This window comes from Pseudomonas sp. GL-R-19 (genome assembly GCF_019956375.1).
GTDB lineage: Bacteria > Pseudomonadota > Gammaproteobacteria > Pseudomonadales > Pseudomonadaceae > Aquipseudomonas.
Genome location: NZ_JAHBDJ010000013.1, coordinates 15,120 through 32,350 on the forward strand (window position 1 = coordinate 15,120; position 17,231 = coordinate 32,350).

Here is a 17,231-nt window from a genome sequence, read left to right on the forward strand (position 1 = left end):
GAGCAGCCGGTCGACGCTCGATTGCTCGCGAAGGTCGTGAACTATGGCACGTGATTTCTGGATAGGCGCGTTGCTCTCAGGTTCTTCGCGAGCAAGCTCGCTCCTACAAATACATCACAAGGACCTGCATGTCGTTCATCCAAGCCAACCTGATCCACATTCTTGCCGCTATCTGGTTCGTTATCTGCTGGGGCGGCTACACCCGCTATGCCACATGGAAGGGCCGTGATACGGCGTGCCTGGCCAGTGTTCTGCACCTTTATCGCGAAGACTGGATGCGCCGCATGCTGTTGCGCGACAACCGCATCGCCGATGCCAGCGTGATTGGCAATCTGGAGCGTAACGCTTCGTTCTTCGCCTCGAGTACGTTGATTATCCTGGCCGGTATTCTCACGGTGTTGGGGGCCTCGGAGCGGGCGGTATCGTTGCTGGCGGATATCCCGATGGTGCAGCAGGCTTCCCAGGGCATGTCGGAAATCAAGTTGCTGTGCCTGGCGCTGGTGTTCGTCTATGCGTTCTTCACGTTCAGCTGGTGCATGCGCCAGTACAACTTTGCAGCGATACTGGTGGGGTCGGCGCCGATGGTCGGTGAACGCCATGTGTCCGAGCAGGAGCGCAGGGCCTTTGCCGCCCGTGCAGCCCGTGTCATCTCCATGGCCGCCAACCAGTTCAACTTTGGCCTGCGCTCTTATTACTTCGGCATGACCATGCTGGCCTGGTTCGTTAGTCCATGGCTGTTCATGTTGATGAGTGCCGGTGTGGTCTTCGTATTGTATCGCCGCGAGTTTCACTCCGACGTTCTCGATGTGATGGTCTATACCCCTACAGAGGCGCCATCGTCCGAGGTGAATAAAGAAGCTGCCTGATTGGGCGTCCGCGCTGGCTATCCAGTGTGTTACTGGAGGGATCTGTCCCGGCAGCGCAGTCTGGTTTGGCTGGTGGGATTAATCTGTTTTTTGTTGTTGATGATTAGTCCGACTTTTCGCACGATTTTTCTCTAATCGCTTTTTTGCAGACAAAAGAAAACCCGCACTTGGCGGGTTTTCTTTCATCACACAAAAAAACGGATTAGTACTTAGGCGCTTGCGGAGCGGCTGGAGCGGCTGGAGCGGCCTCTTTTGGCGCTTCTGCGTTCGATTCAGTCTGATCTTTGGCGGCTTCGGCGTTTTCTTTCGCCGCGTCGTTCACTTTATCCTGAGCTTCGTTCATTTTCTGCTGGGCTTGCTCAGCATGTTGGTTAGCATCTTGAGCTTTGTCCTCGGATTTTTTATCGCAGGCAGCGAGACCGAGGGAAGCGGTCAACATCAAGGCAATAGCTAAAGTCTTACGCATGGGGTGTTTCTCCTGATGAAAAGCATCTACTGGCCTTAAGAACCCAAGTATCAGCGTTAAGTTCCTTAATTCTTTCAGATATATAAGTTTGTTCTAATGCGGAACTTTTACCCGGACCGCCACTGCACTGTACGGATTTAAACAAGGGTTTTTATCAAATGGCTGAAAATCCCGTTTTTGAGCGTGCGACGCGCTTTCTGTCGGCGCTGCGACATTGTCAGGTACTTGGACTAAGCGTTCACAGCGCGGGCAGGGAAGGGCTGACGATTGTGCTGCCGTACAGCCCGCAGATCGTCGGCAATCCTGAAACCTGCGTGATTCATGGCGGGGCGCTGACCTCGCTGATGGACACGGCCTGTGGCATGGCGACGCTCTGCGTACTCCCGGAGTTCGAGGTCTGCCCGACCCTCGACCTGCGTATCGACTACATGCACGCCGCCGAGCCGCATAAGGATGTGTACGGCTTTGCCCAATGCTATCGGGTCACCACTGACGTGATTTTTGCCCGTGGCTTCGCCTATCAGGATGAGCCCGGGCAACCCATTGCCCATGTGGTGGGCACTTTCATGCGCATGGGCAAGGGCATCAAAGGTACCAAGGGCTTTGGTGGCGTGGTTGCCGGAGGTGCGCAATGAGTGAATCTCTGAAGGACCCATTGCAAAAGGCCCACGAGCAGGGCGATTACGCCTCGCTGCTGGAGTTGATTCCCTATGCCCGGCTGATCGGCGTCGAATGTTCACGGGTGGGAGATGAGTTGCTGTTCAAGCTGCCAGCGAACAAGGACAACATTGGCAACCCTTTGTTGCCGGCGATTCATGGCGGTGTGATCGCCGGGTTCATGGAGTTGGCCGCGGCACTGCACCTGTTGGTGTTTACCGGAACGCCCGGGGTGCCGAAGATCATCGACTTCTCCCTGGATTACCTGCGTGCCGGGCAGTTTCGCGATACCTGGGCCCGATGCCAGGTTTGCCGCCAGGGCCGCCGGGTCGCCAACGTGGCGATTACCGCCTGGCAAAGCACTGAGGCCGAACCCATTGCCACGGCCCGCGCACATTTCAAACTCGAAGAGCCCTTGAAATCCTGAACTCAGCCCCAAACTCTGAGGACAACCCGCCGTCGACCCTCAAGGTCGCGGCTTAAGCCATCTGATTGGAGTTTGATAACCATGAGTGTGGAAACTCAAAAGGAAACCCTGGGCTTCCAGACCGAGGTGAAGCAACTGCTGCATCTCATGATCCATTCGCTGTATTCCAACAAGGAAATTTTCCTTCGCGAATTGATCTCGAACGCCTCTGACGCTGTCGACAAATTACGTTTCGAAGCCCTGGCCAAGCCAGAGCTGCTGGAAGGTGGCGCCGAACTGAAAATCCGCGTGAGCTTCGACAAGGACGCTAAAACCGTCACCCTCGAAGACAACGGTATCGGCATGAGCCGCGAAGACGCGATCACCCACCTGGGTACCATCGCCAAGTCCGGCACCGCCGATTTCATGAAGCACCTGACCGGCGACCAGAAGAAAGACTCGCACCTGATCGGCCAGTTCGGTGTCGGTTTCTACTCCGCATTCATCGTCGCTGACAAAGTCGATGTGTTCAGTCGTCGTGCCGGCAGCGCTGCCAGCGAAGGCGTGCACTGGTCGTCCAAGGGCGAAGGTGACTTCGAAGTTGCGACCATCGACAAGGCCGAACGCGGCACTCGCATCGTCCTGCACCTGAAATCCGGTGAAGACGAATTCGCCGATGGCTGGCGCCTGCGCAACATCATCAAGAAGTACTCGGACCACATTGCCTTGCCGATCGAACTGCCGAAAGAAGTGGCAGCCACCGAAGGCGAGGAGAAGCCAGCCGTTGAGTGGGAAACCGTCAACCGCGCCAGCGCCCTGTGGACCCGTCCGCGCACCGAGATCAAGGACGAGGAGTACCAGGAGTTCTACAAGCACATCGCTCACGACTTCGAAAACCCGCTGAGCTGGAGCCACAACAAGGTCGAAGGCAAGCTGGAATACAGCTCGCTGCTGTACGTGCCGGCCCGTGCGCCGTTCGACCTGTACCAGCGTGAGGCGCCGAAAGGCCTGAAGCTGTACGTGCAGCGTGTGTTCGTCATGGATCAGGCCGAGTCCTTCCTGCCACTGTACCTGCGCTTCATCAAAGGCGTGGTCGACTCTAACGACCTGTCGCTGAACGTGTCGCGGGAAATCCTGCAGAAAGACCCGATCATCGATTCCATGAAGTCGGCGCTGACCAAGCGCGTTCTGGACATGCTGGAAAAACTGGCGAAGAACGAGCCAGAGCAATACAAAGGCTTCTGGAAAAACTTCGGTCAGGTCATGAAAGAAGGCCCGGCAGAAGATTTCGCCAACAAGGAAAAAATCGCCGGCCTGCTGCGTTTCGCCTCGACCCTTGGTGACGATGGCGAGCAGGCTGTTGGCCTGGCCGAGTACCTGGCTCGCGCCAAGGAAGGCCAGGACAAGATTTACTACCTGACCGGCGAAACCTACGCGCAAGTCAAAAACAGCCCGCACCTGGAAGTCTTCCGCAAGAAAGGCATCGAAGTGTTGCTGTTGACCGACCGCATCGACGAGTGGCTGATGAGCTACCTCAACGACTTCGACGGCAAGAGCTTCGTCGACGTGGCGCGCGGTGACCTGGACCTGGGCAACCTGGACTCGGAAGAGGACAAGAAGGCTGCGCAAGAAGTCGCCAAGGCCAAAGAAGGTCTGGTTGAACGTCTGAAGACCGCGCTGGGCGAATCCGTTGCGGAAGTTCGGGTGTCTCATCGCCTGACCGACTCCCCGGCGATCCTGGCCATCGGCGAGCAGGACTTGGGCTTGCAGATGCGCCAGATTCTGGAAGCCAGCGGCCAGAAGGTTCCGGATTCGAAGCCGATCTTCGAATTCAACCCGGCTCACCCGCTGATCGAGAAGCTCGACAACGAGCAGAGTGACGAGCGCTTCGGCGACCTGTCGCACATCCTCTTCGATCAGGCGGCGCTGGCGGCCGGTGACAGCTTGAAAGATCCGGCGGCCTATGTGCGCCGTCTGAACAAGCTGTTGGTTGAGCTGTCGGCTTAACCAGGTTGCAGAAAACCCGCTTCGGCGGGTTTTTTCATTCTGGTATTCAAAAATCAGGAGTCAGAAATGAGCCAAATCACTGTACGTTCCGTTGCCTATCAGATTGACGGCCAGGCTTACGAAAGCCGTCTGGCCTTCGATGCCGACCATAAAGGCCCGCGCCCGGGTTTGTTGATGGCGCCGAACTGGATGGGCGTCAGCGCCGGTGCCGAGGAGATCGCCAAATCGGTGGCCTCCAAGGGTTATGTGGTACTGATCGCAGACCTTTATGGTCAATCGGTTCGTCCGACGAACAATGACGAGGCCGGCGCGGCCATGATGCCGTTGAAGAATGACCGCCCATTGCTGCGCAAGCGCATGCAGGTGGCGTTCGAGCAACTGCAGGGTCAGGCTGAAGTGGCTGTCGATACTTCGAAACTGGCCACTTTCGGTTTCTGCTTCGGCGGTTGCTGCGCCCTGGAGCTCGCCCGTACCGGCGCACCAGTGAAAGTGACGGTATCGTTCCACGGAACGCTGGACACACCGAATCCGGCCGATGCGAAAAACATCAAGGGTAAGGTCCTGGTGCTGCACGGTGCTTCCGATCCATTGGTGCCGAAAGAGCAGCTGCCGGCGTTCGAAGATGAAATGAACGCGGCCGGCGTGGACTGGCAGTTGCTGAGCTACGGCGGTGCGTTCCATTCGTTCACCGACCCGCACGCCAACGTGCCGGGCATGATGATGTATGACGCGAAGGTGGCTGCCCGAGCCTTCACGTCGATGCATAACTTGCTGGATGAAGTGTTCAAGGGCTGATGCTCTTTCAGACACTGACTGATCAGGTGACTGATTGGGCCTCTTCGCGAGCAGGCTCGCTCCCACATTGGAATGCTTTTCCCCTGTGGGAGCGAGCCTGCTCGCGAAGGCGGTTTCACGGGCAACTAAAATCTCAGGGCAATTCGATCCGCTCGCTTTCCCCCGGCACCGTCGGCCAATCCCCGGCCGCCCAGCGCCGGCGTGCTTCATCAATCGCCGCCGGATCGCTGGCGACAAAGTTCCAGTTGATCCGCCGTGGCCCGTCCAGCGCAGCACCGCCAAACAACACAGCGTGACTGTCGCTTTCAGCAAACAGGGTCATCTCTTCCCCGGCAGGCAGTACCACCAGCGAATGCGGCTCCAGCGGCTCGCCATCCAGTTGCACCTCGCCGCTCAGAACATACAGCGCACGTTCTTCATGCTCGGTGGGGATCAGTAATGTCGTCGCCGTTTGCAGGTGCAATTCCGCGTACAGCGTAGGAGAAAGCACTGGCACTGGTGATTCCAGGCAAAAGCCCGACCCGGCAATCATGCGGATCTTCACCCCCAGGTTTTCGCTGACCGGCAAAGTCGACGCCGGATGGTGACTGTAATGCCCCGGACCTTGCTCTTTGTCCTTGGGCGAAGCCAGCCAGATCTGCAGGCCGTGCATCGTGAAGCCGCTTTCTTTCAAGGCCTCAGGCGTGCGTTCGACGTGGGCGATGGCGCTGCCGGCCGTCATCCAGCTGACATCGCCAGTCCCGACCACTTGATCGGAACCGAGGCTGTCCTTGTGCTGGATCTGCCCCTGGAACAAATAGGTGAGGGTAGACAGGCCAATGTGCGGATGCTGGCGGATGTTCATGCCTTTGCCCGGCGGATAACGGGTTTCCAGCATGTGGTCGAAAAACACGAAGGGCCCGACGCTGCGGCACTTGGCCGATGGCAGCGGGCGAAGAATCGGCTGGCCCTCGACATCTTCGGTGCGGGGGCGGATCACGAGCGGAGTGTTCATGGTGCGTTCCAGGCTGAGCGGGTAATGCGTTCGAGCATAACCCGCTTGCGCAGCCCTTGCCGCTATTGGCTGAACGCGCCTTCGGACAAATGCGTTTCGATGCGCACTTCAGACGTGGTCATCAGCTTGTGGATCGGGCAGCGATCGGCCACGCGGTGCAGCTCTTCGCGCTGGGCGTCGGTGAGTACGCCTTTGAGGGTCAGTTTGACGTGTAGCGCGTATTGGCCTTTCTGTTCCAGGCTGTTGTCGCGCTTGACCTCCACGCCGACACCGGTCAGCGGGATGTTCTTCTTTTTGGCATACAGCTTCAGGGTCAGGGCCTTGCAGGCGCCTAGCGCGGCATCGAAATAATCGTGCGGTTCCGGCGCAGAGCCATCACCGCCGGCCGTGACGGGCACGTCGGCGAAGAGTTCGTGGTCATCGATATGTACGCTGTGGCGAAAACCTTCGGCAGAAACGGTGTTGACAGTAACGGTCATGGGAAACCTCGCAGGCGACAGGAAAACTCATTCGATCAAAAAAGACCTTGAGAGCATAGAGCCATCGCGCTTGTCGAGAGTTCCAATCTGTAGGAGCGAGCTTGCTCCGGGCGGCGCTCCGACGATGATCTCAATGGCACCGCGTGTATCCGCAAGGGCGAGTCATCGTTAAAGTCCATCGCGAGCAAGCTCGCTCCTACAGTTGTCGATCCGGATCAGCCGCCTTTGACTTCCTTGCCGTTGACCGTGCCGTTCAGGAGCATGATGTTGTACTCCTTGCCGTCAGTTTCGACTTGTTGCAGGCGGACCAGCAGGTAATCCCAATCCTTGGCGAACCACATCACGGTAATGCGTTTGTTCTGTGTCGGGTCGCGTACACGTTCAACCTTGATTGCATCGATCTTGCCGGCCTTGGTGTCGACCTTTTCCGGGCCCAGCACGCGGAAGTCATAGGTGTCGACTTCATCGCCGTCGACTACCTGATAGCTCATGCTTTTCTTGCCGGCAGCAACGTCCTGCTGCAAGGCCAGTTGGTAGGTGGATTTGTCGACCATGCCACGGTTCAACGCAACCTTTACCGGATCACCGCGATCGGTGCCGGTGATCATCTTGGTGTTCCAGTCGAAATCCAGATCCGATTTCTTGGCTTTGCCCAGACCGCCGCGTTCAAAGTGGTACGACACGGGAAGGAGCGTGTCCTTGTCCTGTGTCAGGGTGCTTTCCTCGGACAGGCTGGCGATCATCATCGATGCCTTGAAACTCAGTTTCCATTTGCCATCACTGGTTTTTTCGAGGTTGCGCTCGGCAGTGCCACTCATGGGCAGCTGTTTCCAGTCGGCGGTGTAGCTGGCGGAGAAAGGTTGAAGTTCTGCCGCCTGGGCGAAGGGCAAGGCGAGCAGAGCGCAAGCGAAGAGCAGGGCGCGACGCATAAAATCTCCTAGGTTCGAATCAAGTGGCCGCTGGCCGCGAGTAACTGTCCGTCCAGTAAAGCACCTTGTTCACCGAGTGATAAACGACCTTCAGCAAACCAGCGTACGGCCATCGGGTAGATCAGGTGTTCCTGAACATGGACTCGCTGCGCCAGACTCTGCGGCGAATCCTGTAACTCTACCGGTATTACAGCCTGTACGACCAGTGGTCCGCCATCGAGTTCCTCGGTGACGAAGTGCACGGAGCAGCCGTGCTCGGTGTCGCCGGCCTCCAGTGCGCGCTGATGAGTGTGTAACCCTTTGTATTTGGGTAGCAGCGAAGGATGGATATTGAGCAGGCGACCCTGATAGTGGCGTACGAAGCCTGCGCTGAGAATGCGCATGAATCCGGCCAGTACCACGAGTTCGGGGTTGAAGGCGTCGATCAGTTCGATCAGCGCGGCGTCGAAGGCCTCGCGACCTTCGAAAGCCTTGTGATCCAGGGTGCGGGTATCGATACCCGCGTCCCTGGCGCGTTGCAGGCCGTAGGCGTCGGCGCGGTTGGAAATCACCGCAGCGATGCGAACCGGGCTGTCGCCGGTCCGCGCGCTGTCGATCAAGGCCTGCAAGTTACTGCCGGTGCCGGACAACAGCACCACCACATCACAGGTTTTAGGCATTAGTGCGCCTTAAGGTTCTTCAGTTCGACCTGAGCCGCGCCTTCGGCAGCGGTGGCGATCTGGCCGATGACCCAAGGCTGCTCGCCCGCTTGACGCAGCACGTTCAGCGCGGTTTCAACGTGCTCTTGAGCAACGCAGATAACCATGCCCACGCCGCAGTTCAGCACGCGGTGCATTTCGTTTTCGTCAACGTTGCCTTTCTCTTGCAGCCAGTCGAACACGGCAGGACGGGTCCAGCTCGCGACGTCAACCACGGCTTGTGCGCCCTTTGGCAGAACGCGCGGGATGTTGTCCAGCAGGCCACCACCGGTGATGTGGGCCATGGCTTTGACCGCGCCGGTTTCCTTGATCAGCTTGAGCAGCGGCTTCACGTAGATGCGGGTCGGGGCCATCAGCAGGTCGGTCAGCGGCTTGCCGTCGAGCTGGGTGTTTTCGATGTCGGCGCCGGATACTTCGATGATCTTGCGGATCAGCGAGTAGCCGTTGGAGTGCGGGCCGGAAGACGGCAGGGCGAGCAGGGCATCGCCAGCAGCAACCTTGGAGCCGTCGATGATTTCGGATTTTTCCACGACGCCGACGCAGAAACCGGCCAGGTCGTAGTCTTCGCCTTCGTACATGCCCGGCATTTCAGCGGTTTCGCCGCCAACCAGCGAGCAGCCGGACAGTTCACAGCCAGCACCGATGCCGGTCACGACCTGGGTCGCGGTTTCGACGTTCAGTTTGCCAGTGGCGTAGTAGTCGAGGAAGAACAGCGGCTCGGCGCCGCACACCACCAGGTCGTTCACGCACATGGCAACCAGGTCGATGCCGATGCTGTCGTGCTTGTTCAGGTTCAGGGCCAGGCGCAGCTTGGTGCCAACGCCGTCAGTACCGGAAACCAGCACCGGCTGCTTGTAGCCGGCCGGGATTTCGCAGAGGGCGCCGAAACCGCCCAGGCCGCCCATGACTTCCGGGCGCGCAGTGCGCTTGGCGACGCTCTTGATGCGTTCGACCAATGCTTCGCCGGCGTCGATGTCTACACCGGCGTCTTTGTAGCTCAGGGAGGGTTGCTTGCTCATGATCCAGGCCTTTAGGGGGGGATTTCTGGGTAACGACCGAGTCCGTCGGGAACGCCGAAACTGCGTAGGCGAGAGCCATGCGCGCTATTCGGACACTACCCGGCTGTTGCCGGTCTGCGAAGGCGCGCGATTTTATCAGGCTTGAGCCGCAGCGGCCATCCTCAGGCCGACAGCAGGGCCATATCCGTTCAAAAAAAACCGTTAATGCGCGGTGTCGGTGGCATCCTGCATGGCTGTATAAGGTGTCGCGATTAACCGTCTATCGTTATGACAGTGCGAAAACTTACCCGGTACGTGTGAATGTTTTGCGTCGGGCAATGGTCACAGCCTTGCTCGATCGCTTTCACGCGGTCTGTTCCAGCCGCTCTTGTCGTCAGGAATCCTCCATGCGTTTTTGTAAATTCTTGCTTGTGAGTTGTTTGTCAGTGGTCAGCCTGGCCAGTCATGCCGAAACCGTCAAAGGCCTTTACCAGGTACGCGAGCCGGTGAATGGCCAATCGCCCGAGGAGCGCGACCAGGCGACTCAACGTGCGTTGGACACATTGATATTGCGCCTGACCGGCGACCCCAAGGCCGCTCAAAGTCCGGGGCTGGCAGCGATTCGCAAAGACCCGCAACAGATCATCAGCCAATACGGCTTTGATGCCGGGCCGCCGGAAGTCCTGAAAGTCGATTTCGATCCGGGCACCACCGAGCAGGCCTTGCGCCGCGCCGGCCTGGCGATGTGGGGGGCCAATCGGCCGTCGATCCTCGGCTGGTGGTTGAATGACTCCACCGAGGGTTCAAGTCTGGTGGGCGACGGTCAGGCCAGCGCGGCGCCATTGCGTCGGGCTGCTCAACACCGTGGTTTGCCATTGCGCTTGCCATTGGCAGACCTGAACGAACAGATCGTCGCGACCGCGCCGAATCTGGAAGGCGCAGATCCCGCGCCATTGAATGCCGCTTCGGAGCGCTACAACGCCGACGCCTTGCTCGCGGTACACGCCAAGGAGGAGGGCGGGCAGTGGCAAGCCAAGTGGCAATTGTGGCTGGGGGATAAAAAAGAGGCAGGCAGCGTGCAAGGCGCCGATCAGGCGGCCGTGGCCGATGCGGTGATGCTGGCGGTCAACGAGCGCCTGGCGCCGCGGTTTGTTGCCAGGGCCGGTGCTTCGAGTGAGCAATTGCTGGAGGTGCAAGGCATGAATCTTGAACACTACGCGTCCCTTGGGCGCTTGCTGGAGCCATTTGGCGGGCGTGTGCAAAGTGTCGACGGCGACCGGATTGTCTATAGGGTCAATGGCAGCGCCGATCAACTGCGTGCACAACTGTCGCTGGCGAGGCTGCAGGAAGCTCCAGCTGGTCAGGCCCCAGCCCCGGCAGTGCCGGTTCAACCTGCCGCCGGTGGTGCGGTGCCTGCCCCAGCGCCAGCCCCGACACCGCAGCTGCGTTTTCGCTGGTAGTTTTTCTTTCTTTATATAGAAGCAATGGAGTGGTTCATGGCCGATAGGCGGTGTTGGTTCTGGCTCGGTGGGGTGATCCTGCTTTGTGCGTTTGTCTGGTTGTTGCATCCGATCCTGACGCCGTTCCTGGTGGCGCTGCTGTTGGCCTACCTGTTCGACCCGCTGGTGGATCGGCTGGAGAAGGCAGGCTTGTCTCGAACCTGGGGTGTCGTGGCGGTGTTTACCCTGTTTACATTGATCTTTACCGCGCTGCTGTTGGTATTGGTGCCGCTGCTCGCCAGGCAGTTGTTTCGTTTGTATGAGCTGGCCCCGCAGATGCTCGACTGGCTACAACACACGGCGCTGCCCTGGGTGCAATCGAAGTTCGGCCTGTCGGAAGGTTTCTGGAAGTTCGACAAGTTGAAGGCAGCCATCAGCGAGCATATGAGTCAGACCACTGATATTGTCAGTGTCGTGTTGAGCCATGCCACGGCCTCGGGGCTGGCGTTGATCGGCTGGCTGGCGAATCTGGTGCTGATCCCGGTGGTGAGCTTCTATCTGTTGCGCGATTGGGACTTGATGATGTCCAGGATCCGCAGCCTGCTGCCTCGTGATCGTGAAGCGCGCGCGGTATCCCTGGCGGGTGAATGCCACGAAGTGCTCGGAGCCTTCGTTCGCGGACAGTTGCTGGTGATGGTGGCCTTGGGTGTGATCTACGCAGCGGGCCTGATGCTGGTCGGGCTGGAACTGGGCTTGTTGATTGGCCTGATTGCCGGTCTGGCGGCGATCGTGCCGTACATGGGGTTTATCATTGGCATTGGCGCGGCGCTGCTTGCGGGGTTGTTCCAGTTCAGTGGTGATCTTTACCCGATGCTCGGTATTGTCGCGGTGTTCATGGTCGGCCAGGCGCTGGAGGGTATGGTGCTGACGCCGTTACTTGTTGGTGACCGGATTGGCCTGCACCCGGTGGCGGTGATTTTCTCGATTCTGGCCGGTGGTGAGCTGTTTGGCTTTACCGGTGTGCTATTGGCATTGCCGGTCGCGGCGGTGATCATGGTGCTGGTGCGTCATGTGCATGATTTGTATAAGGATTCTGAGATCTACGGGAGTGTCGACGAGCCGGAGTCGTAAGGGGCGTCGATGGGTGATGGCGGGTTGCCCGGGTTCATGGCGGGTCAGCCTGCTTGCATCGCGCGACTGTCACATGCACCGCCAAAGAAACTGTCATAAAACCGATGCATTAACGCAAACCTTTGATTTTGCTTGTGGTCTGTCGCATTGTGCGACCCGGCTCACGGGTATAAACTTCGCAAACTTTACACAGAGGCCACTAACGGTTCCTTTGGAACTGTTCAGTCAGGATGAAACCGATTCAGCTGCCCCTAGGTGTGCGTCTGCGTGACGACGCCACCTTTATCAATTACTACCCAGGCGCCAATGCCGCTGCACTCGGCTATGTCGAGCGGCTGTGCGAAGCCGACGCCGGCTGGACCGAGAGCCTGATATACCTTTGGGGCAAGGATGGGGTAGGGCGGACGCATCTGTTGCAGGCCGCCTGCCTGCGCTTCGAGCAATTGGGGGAGCCTGCGGTCTATCTGCCGCTGGCCGAGCTGCTCGATCGCGGTATTGAAATTCTCGACAACCTTGAACAGTACGAACTGGTCTGTCTCGATGACCTGCAGGCGGTTGCCGGCAAGGCGGACTGGGAAGAGGCGCTGTTCCATCTGTTCAATCGCTTGCGCGACAGCGGCCGACGCTTGCTGATTGCCGCGTCGACATCCCCCCGTGAATTGCCGGTGAAGCTGGCGGATCTCAAGTCGCGCCTGACCCTGGCCTTGATCTTCCAGATGCGCCCGCTTTCCGATGAGGACAAATTGCGCGCCTTGCAATTGCGCGCATCTCGTCGCGGACTGCACCTGACAGACGAAGTCGGGCATTTCATTTTGACTCGCGGTACCCGCAGCATGAGTGCGCTGTTCGAGCTGCTCGAGCGTCTCGATCAGGCCTCCCTCCAGGCTCAGCGCAAGCTGACAATCCCGTTTTTGAAAGAAACCCTCGGCTGGTAAACCCGCTGAATCCGGGGCTTTTAGCCAGTTCGGCGAATTGCAGGCAGCACAAACCCCCCGCTTTTCTGCCCGGTTACAGGCTGCGCGTATGTTTAAAATGGGCTTAAGCGCTTAGATGTAAACGGGAAACGGATAAGTCACAAAAAGATCGATTGAATTTGCAAATGAGGATGATAGAGGGCATAGTCTCGGCTTCTTTACAACTATCAGCCACGGTCGTGCCCATGCTAAACCGCTTCGCACCCCTCGTGCCTCTCGCACTCGTCACCCTGTTGTTCGGTTGCGCTGCCCACACTCCGGTGTCTCAGCAAGAGCAACAACAGCATGTTCAAAACTCCGTTACTGCCCAGTCTTCCGCTCTCTTTCAGGAAGAGCTGGCTACCGAAAAAGAACTCGCAGACTTCGCTGGCGGCAAGTCCTACCAGCTTCCGGTTCTGGCCGACAGCATCCTCGAACGTGGCATGTCCCTGATCGGTACCCGTTACCGTTTCGGCGGTACTTCTGAAGCCGGCTTCGATTGCAGTGGTTTCATCGGTTACCTGTTTCGCGAAGAAGCGGGCATGAACCTGCCACGCTCCACCCGCGAAATGATCAACGTGGACGCTCCGCTGGTCTCGCGCAGCAAGCTTGAGCCGGGCGACCTGCTGTTCTTCGCAACCAATGGCCGTCGTGGCCGTGTCAGTCACGCCGGGATCTACCTGGGTGACAACCAGTTCATCCACTCCAGCAGCCGCCGCAGCGGTGGTGTGCGGATCGATAGCCTGGGCGACAGTTACTGGAACAAGAGCTTCATCGAAGCCAAGCGCGCCCTGGCGATGGCACCTAACGCGTCGCCAATCGTCACTGCACGTAAATAAGCGCACAGATTGTAAGGTAAACTTAAAGTCTTACTTGAAGTTTGCCATATAACCGCTAAAATCCTGATGTATGAATGATGGCAAACCGCCTGCGCCCCGCGCAGGCGGTTTTCTTTTCTGCACTCCCGGCAGAAAAAGCCGCAGCCAGATCAGGATGCTCTGCTTATGACGACGTCGGCCCGCCTCGCAATCATGTTCTTCGCAGCGCTGCTCAGTGCCTGCGCCAGCCGTACACCGCCACCTGCGCAGGTGGTTCGCGCTCCCATCGTATTCGGATCCCCGCAAGCTTTTTCGCCCGAGGCCGAAGACGTGCTGTTTCGCGCGCTCGGCCTGGTGGGCACGCCTTATCGTTGGGGTGGTAATACGCCGGATTCCGGATTTGATTGCAGCGGCCTGATCGGTTATGTGTATCGCGATGTCGCCGGTATTTCCTTGCCGCGCACCACTCGCGAAATGATCTCCATGCAAGCGGCGAATGTGGGCAAGGAAGGCCTGCAAACCGGTGACCTGATTTTCTTCGCCACCAATGGCGGTTCCCAGGTCAGTCATGCCGGCATCTACGTGGGAGAAGGGCGCTTCGTCCACGCACCGGCCACCGGCGGCACCGTGAAGCTCGACAGCTTGTCCAAGGCTTATTGGCAAAAGGCTTATCTGAGCGCCAAGCGTGTTCTGCAGCCTGAACATCTGGCGCGCAACCCGTAACGTCCGGAGCTGCTGATCATGACTGCTCGCACGCTTAATCTCGACGACGCCCTGTATCAATACCTGCTCGATGTCTCCCTGCGCGAAACGCCACTGCTCAAGCGCTTGCGCGATGAGACTCAGGCGCTGCCGATGGCACGTTGGCAGGTGGCTCCGGAGCAGGGGCAGTTTCTCGCTTTGCTGGTGAAACTGACGGGAGCCAGGCGCTTGCTCGAAGTCGGCACTTTCACCGGTTACAGCGCCCTGTGCATGGCATCGGCATTACCGGCTGACGGCTCGCTGACTTGCTGCGATATCCCTGGCGACTACAACGCCATCGCACGGCGCTATTGGCAGGAGGCGGGGCTAGCCGGACGGATTGACCTGCGCCTGGCCCCGGCGCTGGAAACCCTCGCCGAGCTTGAGCGACAAGGGCGGGGCGGGCAGTACGACCTGGTGTTCATCGATGCCGACAAGGCCAACTACCCGAGTTATCTGGAACACGCCCTGGGATTGCTGCGGGTCGGCGGGCTGGCGGTGTTCGATAATACTTTGTGGAGCGGGCGCGTGCTCGAGGCCAACCCCGAGAGCGCGGACACCCGGGCGATCCAGGCGCTCAATCGGGCCTTGAAAGACGATGCGCGGGTGGATTTGTCGTTGTTGCCGATCGGCGATGGTTTGACTCTGTGTCGTAAACGCTAGCTGTCCTGTTGAAATCGACCCCTCCTGCAACTCCCAATGATCAATGACTTGAATTCGATGTTGGCACCCAACGCGCCTTGAAACGAAGTGCGCAGCCTTTTCGTATTTGTTGCATTCCCTACCTTCTACCCTGTTCGCTAGATTGCGGTTATCCAGCAGTCCGGTCGTATTGGCTCGAGCTGCAATCACCCCAAATACGAAGAGCAATACATGAATAAGACACTGACCCTACTTGGCAGCGCATTCCTTCTTGCGGGAGCGTCTTGCGCTTTCGCTGCCTCCAGCACGGACCTGACGGTCACCGGCACCATCACGCCGGCTGCGTGCACGCCGAGCCTGTCGAACGGCGGTCTCGTGGACAACGGCAAGATCTCGGCAAAGGACCTCAATCCAACCCAGAATACTGTACTTGGCAAACACCCACTGCAATTGACCGTGGCTTGTGACGCATCGACTCAATTCGCGCTGAACCCGATCGATAACCGAGCTGGTACGGAATCATCCAGCGGTTGGTTTGGCCTTGGACTCACCAACGCGAACGAAAAACTCGGTTTTGTTTTCGTCGGTGTCAGAAACGCTTTGGCGGATGGGCAACCGGCGAGCGCGATCAGCTCCGAAGACGAAGGTCTGACCTGGCTATCAACCCGCTCGACGTCTCCCGGCATCCTTTTATCAGTAGGTTCCGCCTCCGACTCCAGTGCACCGATTGCGGTAAAAGACCTGACGATGGATTTTGAGGTTTATACCTTCATCGCCCCCGCCAACAACCTAACCCTGACCGACGAGGTGGACATGGACGGCTCGGCGACATTTGAAATGAAGTACCTGTAAGTTCCCAGCTCTAAGCCGCTCGTGGTGTCCATGCGAACAATGGTTCAGTGCTGTCTCTCGTCCCTTCGGAGCATTCACTGTTAGTTGCCGAACACCGCAACCTATTTTGCCGTTGATTATCTGGCAGCCGACACCCGCCACACCTTGTTCCCTGTGTCATCGGCCACCAACAGGTTACCCTGCCGGTCGATCACCACGCCCACCGGGCGACCCATGGAGTGGGAGATCCAGGTCTTCGGCAAAAGCGGCGAGCCCTGTGCAGAGCGCGATAACGAGAGCGAGCGGGGGCGTGCGCATGCTGGTCTTCCCTATGAATGCCTTGTTCTAATCATAGAGAAGCGTTGTCGTGCGATGGTTCAACGCCTCAGCCGCGAGCTTCCTTGAACAGCACCGCGATGCCGGGGTGATAGTTGCCGGCTTCGTTGCGCAATTTGCGATAGGCGTATGGGAAATACCAGGCGACCGCGCAGGTGTGCTCCTTTTGCAGGTCGTCGACCATGTCCTGGAGTTCTTCCGGCGTGGCGCCTTGCTGGGCTTTTTGCGGGGCGACGAACAGGCAGCCGAGTTTCAGGTCGCTGGCGTGGCTCACGCGCTTCGCATCGCTGGCGATGTCGAGCAGGGCCTGGCTCAGGTTGAGGCTGTTGACCCGTGGCCAGCGCTGGGTGGTCTGGATGTAGGCGCGGGTTTCGGGCGAGGCGAGGAACAGGTCGGCACGGCTGTTGCGTTCGCCTTCTTCGGTCTGCTTGCGGGTTGGCGTCTGTTGCAGCGTGACCATCTCGGCCATCCAGGCGGCGGCAGACAGCAGTCCGAGATTGGCCTTTTCGTCGTGCCAGTACGGTGTGTCGCCATCGCCGCGGACGGCGTTGTAGCGGTCGATGCATTCGAACCAGCGCTCGAGCACCGGGCGCAGGAATTCCAGCTTTGGATTGCTGATGATCATGCCTTGCATGGGCTCACCCTTGTTGTTGTGTTGTGAGGTTGTGGCTCTTTGATATCACTGCTGAGAGCGTGGCACAAGATTGACGTCAGTTTATTGATCGACGGCAGTTATTCGGCAAGTGGCCTCCCGGCTTTAATTGACGCTCCACCCCCAACCCTCTAACCTTCGCGGCTTGTTTCAGGTGCTCTGTGACGTGGGTCGACAGAGTGAAACAGGGAAGCCGGTGAGTGAGTTCTTCTGATGGTCGAAGGCCCGCAATTCCGGCGCTGCCCCCGCAACGGTAAATGAGTGAAAACTGTGTCTGATGCCACTGTGTCGATTCGATTCGATTCGATGCGGGAAGGCGCACAGTCTGGCCCCAGGTCACTCATGAGCCCGGAGACCGGCCTGATTCATCCAGCGGCATCACGGTGGGCGATG

The 17,231-nt window shown here is 58.6% G+C and carries 19 protein-coding genes, 2 pseudogenes and 1 riboswitch; of the genes and pseudogenes, 13 read left to right on the forward strand and 8 right to left on the reverse strand.

The genetic code is table 11. The features are described from left to right. Positions 1–128 precede the first annotated feature (128 nt). Positions 129–866, forward strand: coding sequence for a DUF599 domain-containing protein (locus tag KGA83_RS08375; RefSeq protein ID WP_108219050.1), 738 nt, complete (start codon positions 129–131; stop codon positions 864–866). A gap of 18 nt (positions 867–884) precedes the next feature. Then, positions 885–1,001: pseudogene (locus tag KGA83_RS08380) on the forward strand (MAPEG family protein); the annotation flags it as partial. A 67-nt stretch (positions 1,002–1,068) separates the two neighbouring features. On the opposite strand, the gene KGA83_RS08385 reads toward KGA83_RS08380, so the two are convergent. Beyond that, positions 1,069–1,332 (reverse strand): hypothetical protein, encoded by a 264-nt coding sequence (locus tag KGA83_RS08385; RefSeq protein WP_108219049.1) that lies wholly within the window; start codon positions 1,330–1,332, stop codon positions 1,069–1,071. A gap of 158 nt (positions 1,333–1,490) precedes the next feature. Here KGA83_RS08385 and KGA83_RS08390 point away from each other — a divergent pair, with 158 nt between their 5' ends. The 4 genes from KGA83_RS08390 to KGA83_RS08405 all read left to right on the forward strand — a co-directional run bounded on the left by KGA83_RS08390 (position 1,491) and on the right by KGA83_RS08405 (position 5,197). Further along, the gene (locus KGA83_RS08390; protein WP_223529437.1) at positions 1,491–1,967 is read left to right on the forward strand and encodes a PaaI family thioesterase; all 477 of its coding nucleotides are present in this window, start codon (positions 1,491–1,493) and stop codon (positions 1,965–1,967) included. Continuing rightward, complete coding sequence (locus KGA83_RS08395; RefSeq protein WP_223529438.1) at positions 1,964–2,416, forward strand: PaaI family thioesterase; 453 nt, start codon at positions 1,964–1,966, stop codon at positions 2,414–2,416. Before KGA83_RS08390 ends, KGA83_RS08395 begins: the two co-directional genes overlap by 4 nt. Before the next feature lie 81 nt (positions 2,417–2,497). Beyond that, a complete protein-coding gene (gene htpG / locus KGA83_RS08400) occupies positions 2,498–4,402 on the forward strand; it encodes a molecular chaperone HtpG (RefSeq protein WP_223529439.1) in 1,905 nt (634 codons plus the stop codon). Positions 4,403–4,468: 66 nt separating this feature from the next. After that, positions 4,469–5,197, forward strand: coding sequence for a dienelactone hydrolase family protein (locus KGA83_RS08405; protein ID WP_223529440.1), 729 nt, complete (start codon positions 4,469–4,471; stop codon positions 5,195–5,197). Between the two features lie 133 nt (positions 5,198–5,330). On the opposite strand, the gene KGA83_RS08410 is transcribed toward KGA83_RS08405, so the two are convergent. The 5 genes from KGA83_RS08410 to purM form a co-directional block, all read right to left on the reverse strand. Continuing rightward, positions 5,331–6,191 carry a pirin family protein gene (locus KGA83_RS08410; protein ID WP_218431252.1) on the reverse strand — a complete coding sequence of 287 codons (861 nt, stop codon included), beginning with the start codon at positions 6,189–6,191 and terminating at the stop codon, positions 5,331–5,333. A 62-nt stretch (positions 6,192–6,253) separates the two neighbouring features. After that, positions 6,254–6,670, reverse strand: a complete 417-nt coding sequence (locus KGA83_RS08415) for an OsmC family protein (RefSeq protein ID WP_223529441.1) — start codon at positions 6,668–6,670, stop codon at positions 6,254–6,256. Between the two features lie 215 nt (positions 6,671–6,885). Further along, the gene (locus KGA83_RS08420; RefSeq protein WP_223529443.1) at positions 6,886–7,599 is read right to left on the reverse strand and encodes a DUF3108 domain-containing protein; all 714 of its coding nucleotides are present in this window, start codon (positions 7,597–7,599) and stop codon (positions 6,886–6,888) included. Between the two features lie 8 nt (positions 7,600–7,607). Further along, entirely contained in the window at positions 7,608–8,258 is a 651-nt protein-coding gene (gene purN, locus KGA83_RS08425) for a phosphoribosylglycinamide formyltransferase (RefSeq protein WP_108219041.1), read from the reverse strand. Then, positions 8,258–9,316: a phosphoribosylformylglycinamidine cyclo-ligase gene (gene purM / locus KGA83_RS08430; RefSeq protein ID WP_108219040.1), complete on the reverse strand. Its 1,059-nt coding sequence runs from the start codon at positions 9,314–9,316 to the stop codon at positions 8,258–8,260. Before purM ends, purN begins: the two co-directional genes overlap by 1 nt. A 386-nt stretch (positions 9,317–9,702) precedes the next feature. Between purM and KGA83_RS08435 the strand changes: the two genes are divergently transcribed. The 7 genes from KGA83_RS08435 (at position 9,703) to KGA83_RS08465 (ending at position 15,871) form a co-directional block, all read left to right on the forward strand. Then, entirely contained in the window at positions 9,703–10,755 is a 1,053-nt protein-coding gene (locus tag KGA83_RS08435) for a DUF2066 domain-containing protein (protein ID WP_223529445.1), read from the forward strand. 36 nt (positions 10,756–10,791) lie between these two features. After that, entirely contained in the window at positions 10,792–11,865 is a 1,074-nt protein-coding gene (locus KGA83_RS08440; RefSeq protein WP_223529447.1) for an AI-2E family transporter, read from the forward strand. Between the two features lie 230 nt (positions 11,866–12,095). Then, the gene (gene hda, locus KGA83_RS08445; RefSeq protein WP_007898944.1) at positions 12,096–12,800 is read left to right on the forward strand and encodes a DnaA regulatory inactivator Hda; all 705 of its coding nucleotides are present in this window, start codon (positions 12,096–12,098) and stop codon (positions 12,798–12,800) included. Positions 12,801–13,024: 224 nt separating this feature from the next. Beyond that, the gene (locus KGA83_RS08450) at positions 13,025–13,657 is read left to right on the forward strand and encodes a C40 family peptidase (protein ID WP_108219037.1); all 633 of its coding nucleotides are present in this window, start codon (positions 13,025–13,027) and stop codon (positions 13,655–13,657) included. Positions 13,658–13,822: 165 nt separating this feature from the next. After that, positions 13,823–14,359 (forward strand): C40 family peptidase, encoded by a 537-nt coding sequence (locus KGA83_RS08455; RefSeq protein ID WP_108219036.1) that lies wholly within the window; start codon positions 13,823–13,825, stop codon positions 14,357–14,359. A gap of 18 nt (positions 14,360–14,377) precedes the next feature. Then, entirely contained in the window at positions 14,378–15,040 is a 663-nt protein-coding gene (locus KGA83_RS08460) for a class I SAM-dependent methyltransferase (protein WP_108219035.1), read from the forward strand. Positions 15,041–15,250: 210 nt separating this feature from the next. Continuing rightward, on the forward strand, positions 15,251–15,871 hold the full coding sequence (locus KGA83_RS08465; protein WP_108219034.1) for a DUF1120 domain-containing protein: 621 nt from the start codon (positions 15,251–15,253) through the stop codon (positions 15,869–15,871). A 116-nt stretch (positions 15,872–15,987) separates the two neighbouring features. Here the strand turns inward: KGA83_RS08465 and KGA83_RS08470 are convergent. Beyond that, positions 15,988–16,089: pseudogene (locus KGA83_RS08470) on the reverse strand (hypothetical protein); the annotation flags it as partial. Between the two features lie 146 nt (positions 16,090–16,235). Further along, positions 16,236–16,820, reverse strand: coding sequence for a hypothetical protein (locus KGA83_RS08475; protein ID WP_223529448.1), 585 nt, complete (start codon positions 16,818–16,820; stop codon positions 16,236–16,238). Between the two features lie 153 nt (positions 16,821–16,973). Further along, positions 16,974–17,217: riboswitch (cobalamin riboswitch) on the forward strand. The last annotated feature ends 14 nt before the right edge of the window (positions 17,218–17,231 follow it).

Coding starts and splice junctions, on each gene's coding strand:
- KGA83_RS08375 (WP_108219050.1), top strand. CDS start 129: ATGTCGTTCATCCAAGCCAACCTGATCCACATTCTTGCCGCTATCTGG.
- KGA83_RS08385 (WP_108219049.1), bottom strand. CDS start 1,332: ATGCGTAAGACTTTAGCTATTGCCTTGATGTTGACCGCTTCCCTCGGT.
- KGA83_RS08390 (WP_223529437.1), top strand. CDS start 1,491: ATGGCTGAAAATCCCGTTTTTGAGCGTGCGACGCGCTTTCTGTCGGCG.
- KGA83_RS08395 (WP_223529438.1), top strand. CDS start 1,964: ATGAGTGAATCTCTGAAGGACCCATTGCAAAAGGCCCACGAGCAGGGC.
- htpG (WP_223529439.1), top strand. CDS start 2,498: ATGAGTGTGGAAACTCAAAAGGAAACCCTGGGCTTCCAGACCGAGGTG.
- KGA83_RS08405 (WP_223529440.1), top strand. CDS start 4,469: ATGAGCCAAATCACTGTACGTTCCGTTGCCTATCAGATTGACGGCCAG.
- KGA83_RS08410 (WP_218431252.1), bottom strand. CDS start 6,191: ATGAACACTCCGCTCGTGATCCGCCCCCGCACCGAAGATGTCGAGGGC.
- KGA83_RS08415 (WP_223529441.1), bottom strand. CDS start 6,670: ATGACCGTTACTGTCAACACCGTTTCTGCCGAAGGTTTTCGCCACAGC.
- KGA83_RS08420 (WP_223529443.1), bottom strand. CDS start 7,599: ATGCGTCGCGCCCTGCTCTTCGCTTGCGCTCTGCTCGCCTTGCCCTTC.
- purN (WP_108219041.1), bottom strand. CDS start 8,258: ATGCCTAAAACCTGTGATGTGGTGGTGCTGTTGTCCGGCACCGGCAGT.
- purM (WP_108219040.1), bottom strand. CDS start 9,316: ATGAGCAAGCAACCCTCCCTGAGCTACAAAGACGCCGGTGTAGACATC.
- KGA83_RS08435 (WP_223529445.1), top strand. CDS start 9,703: ATGCGTTTTTGTAAATTCTTGCTTGTGAGTTGTTTGTCAGTGGTCAGC.
- KGA83_RS08440 (WP_223529447.1), top strand. CDS start 10,792: ATGGCCGATAGGCGGTGTTGGTTCTGGCTCGGTGGGGTGATCCTGCTT.
- hda (WP_007898944.1), top strand. CDS start 12,096: ATGAAACCGATTCAGCTGCCCCTAGGTGTGCGTCTGCGTGACGACGCC.
- KGA83_RS08450 (WP_108219037.1), top strand. CDS start 13,025: ATGCTAAACCGCTTCGCACCCCTCGTGCCTCTCGCACTCGTCACCCTG.
- KGA83_RS08455 (WP_108219036.1), top strand. CDS start 13,823: ATGACGACGTCGGCCCGCCTCGCAATCATGTTCTTCGCAGCGCTGCTC.
- KGA83_RS08460 (WP_108219035.1), top strand. CDS start 14,378: ATGACTGCTCGCACGCTTAATCTCGACGACGCCCTGTATCAATACCTG.
- KGA83_RS08465 (WP_108219034.1), top strand. CDS start 15,251: ATGAATAAGACACTGACCCTACTTGGCAGCGCATTCCTTCTTGCGGGA.
- KGA83_RS08475 (WP_223529448.1), bottom strand. CDS start 16,820: ATGCAAGGCATGATCATCAGCAATCCAAAGCTGGAATTCCTGCGCCCG.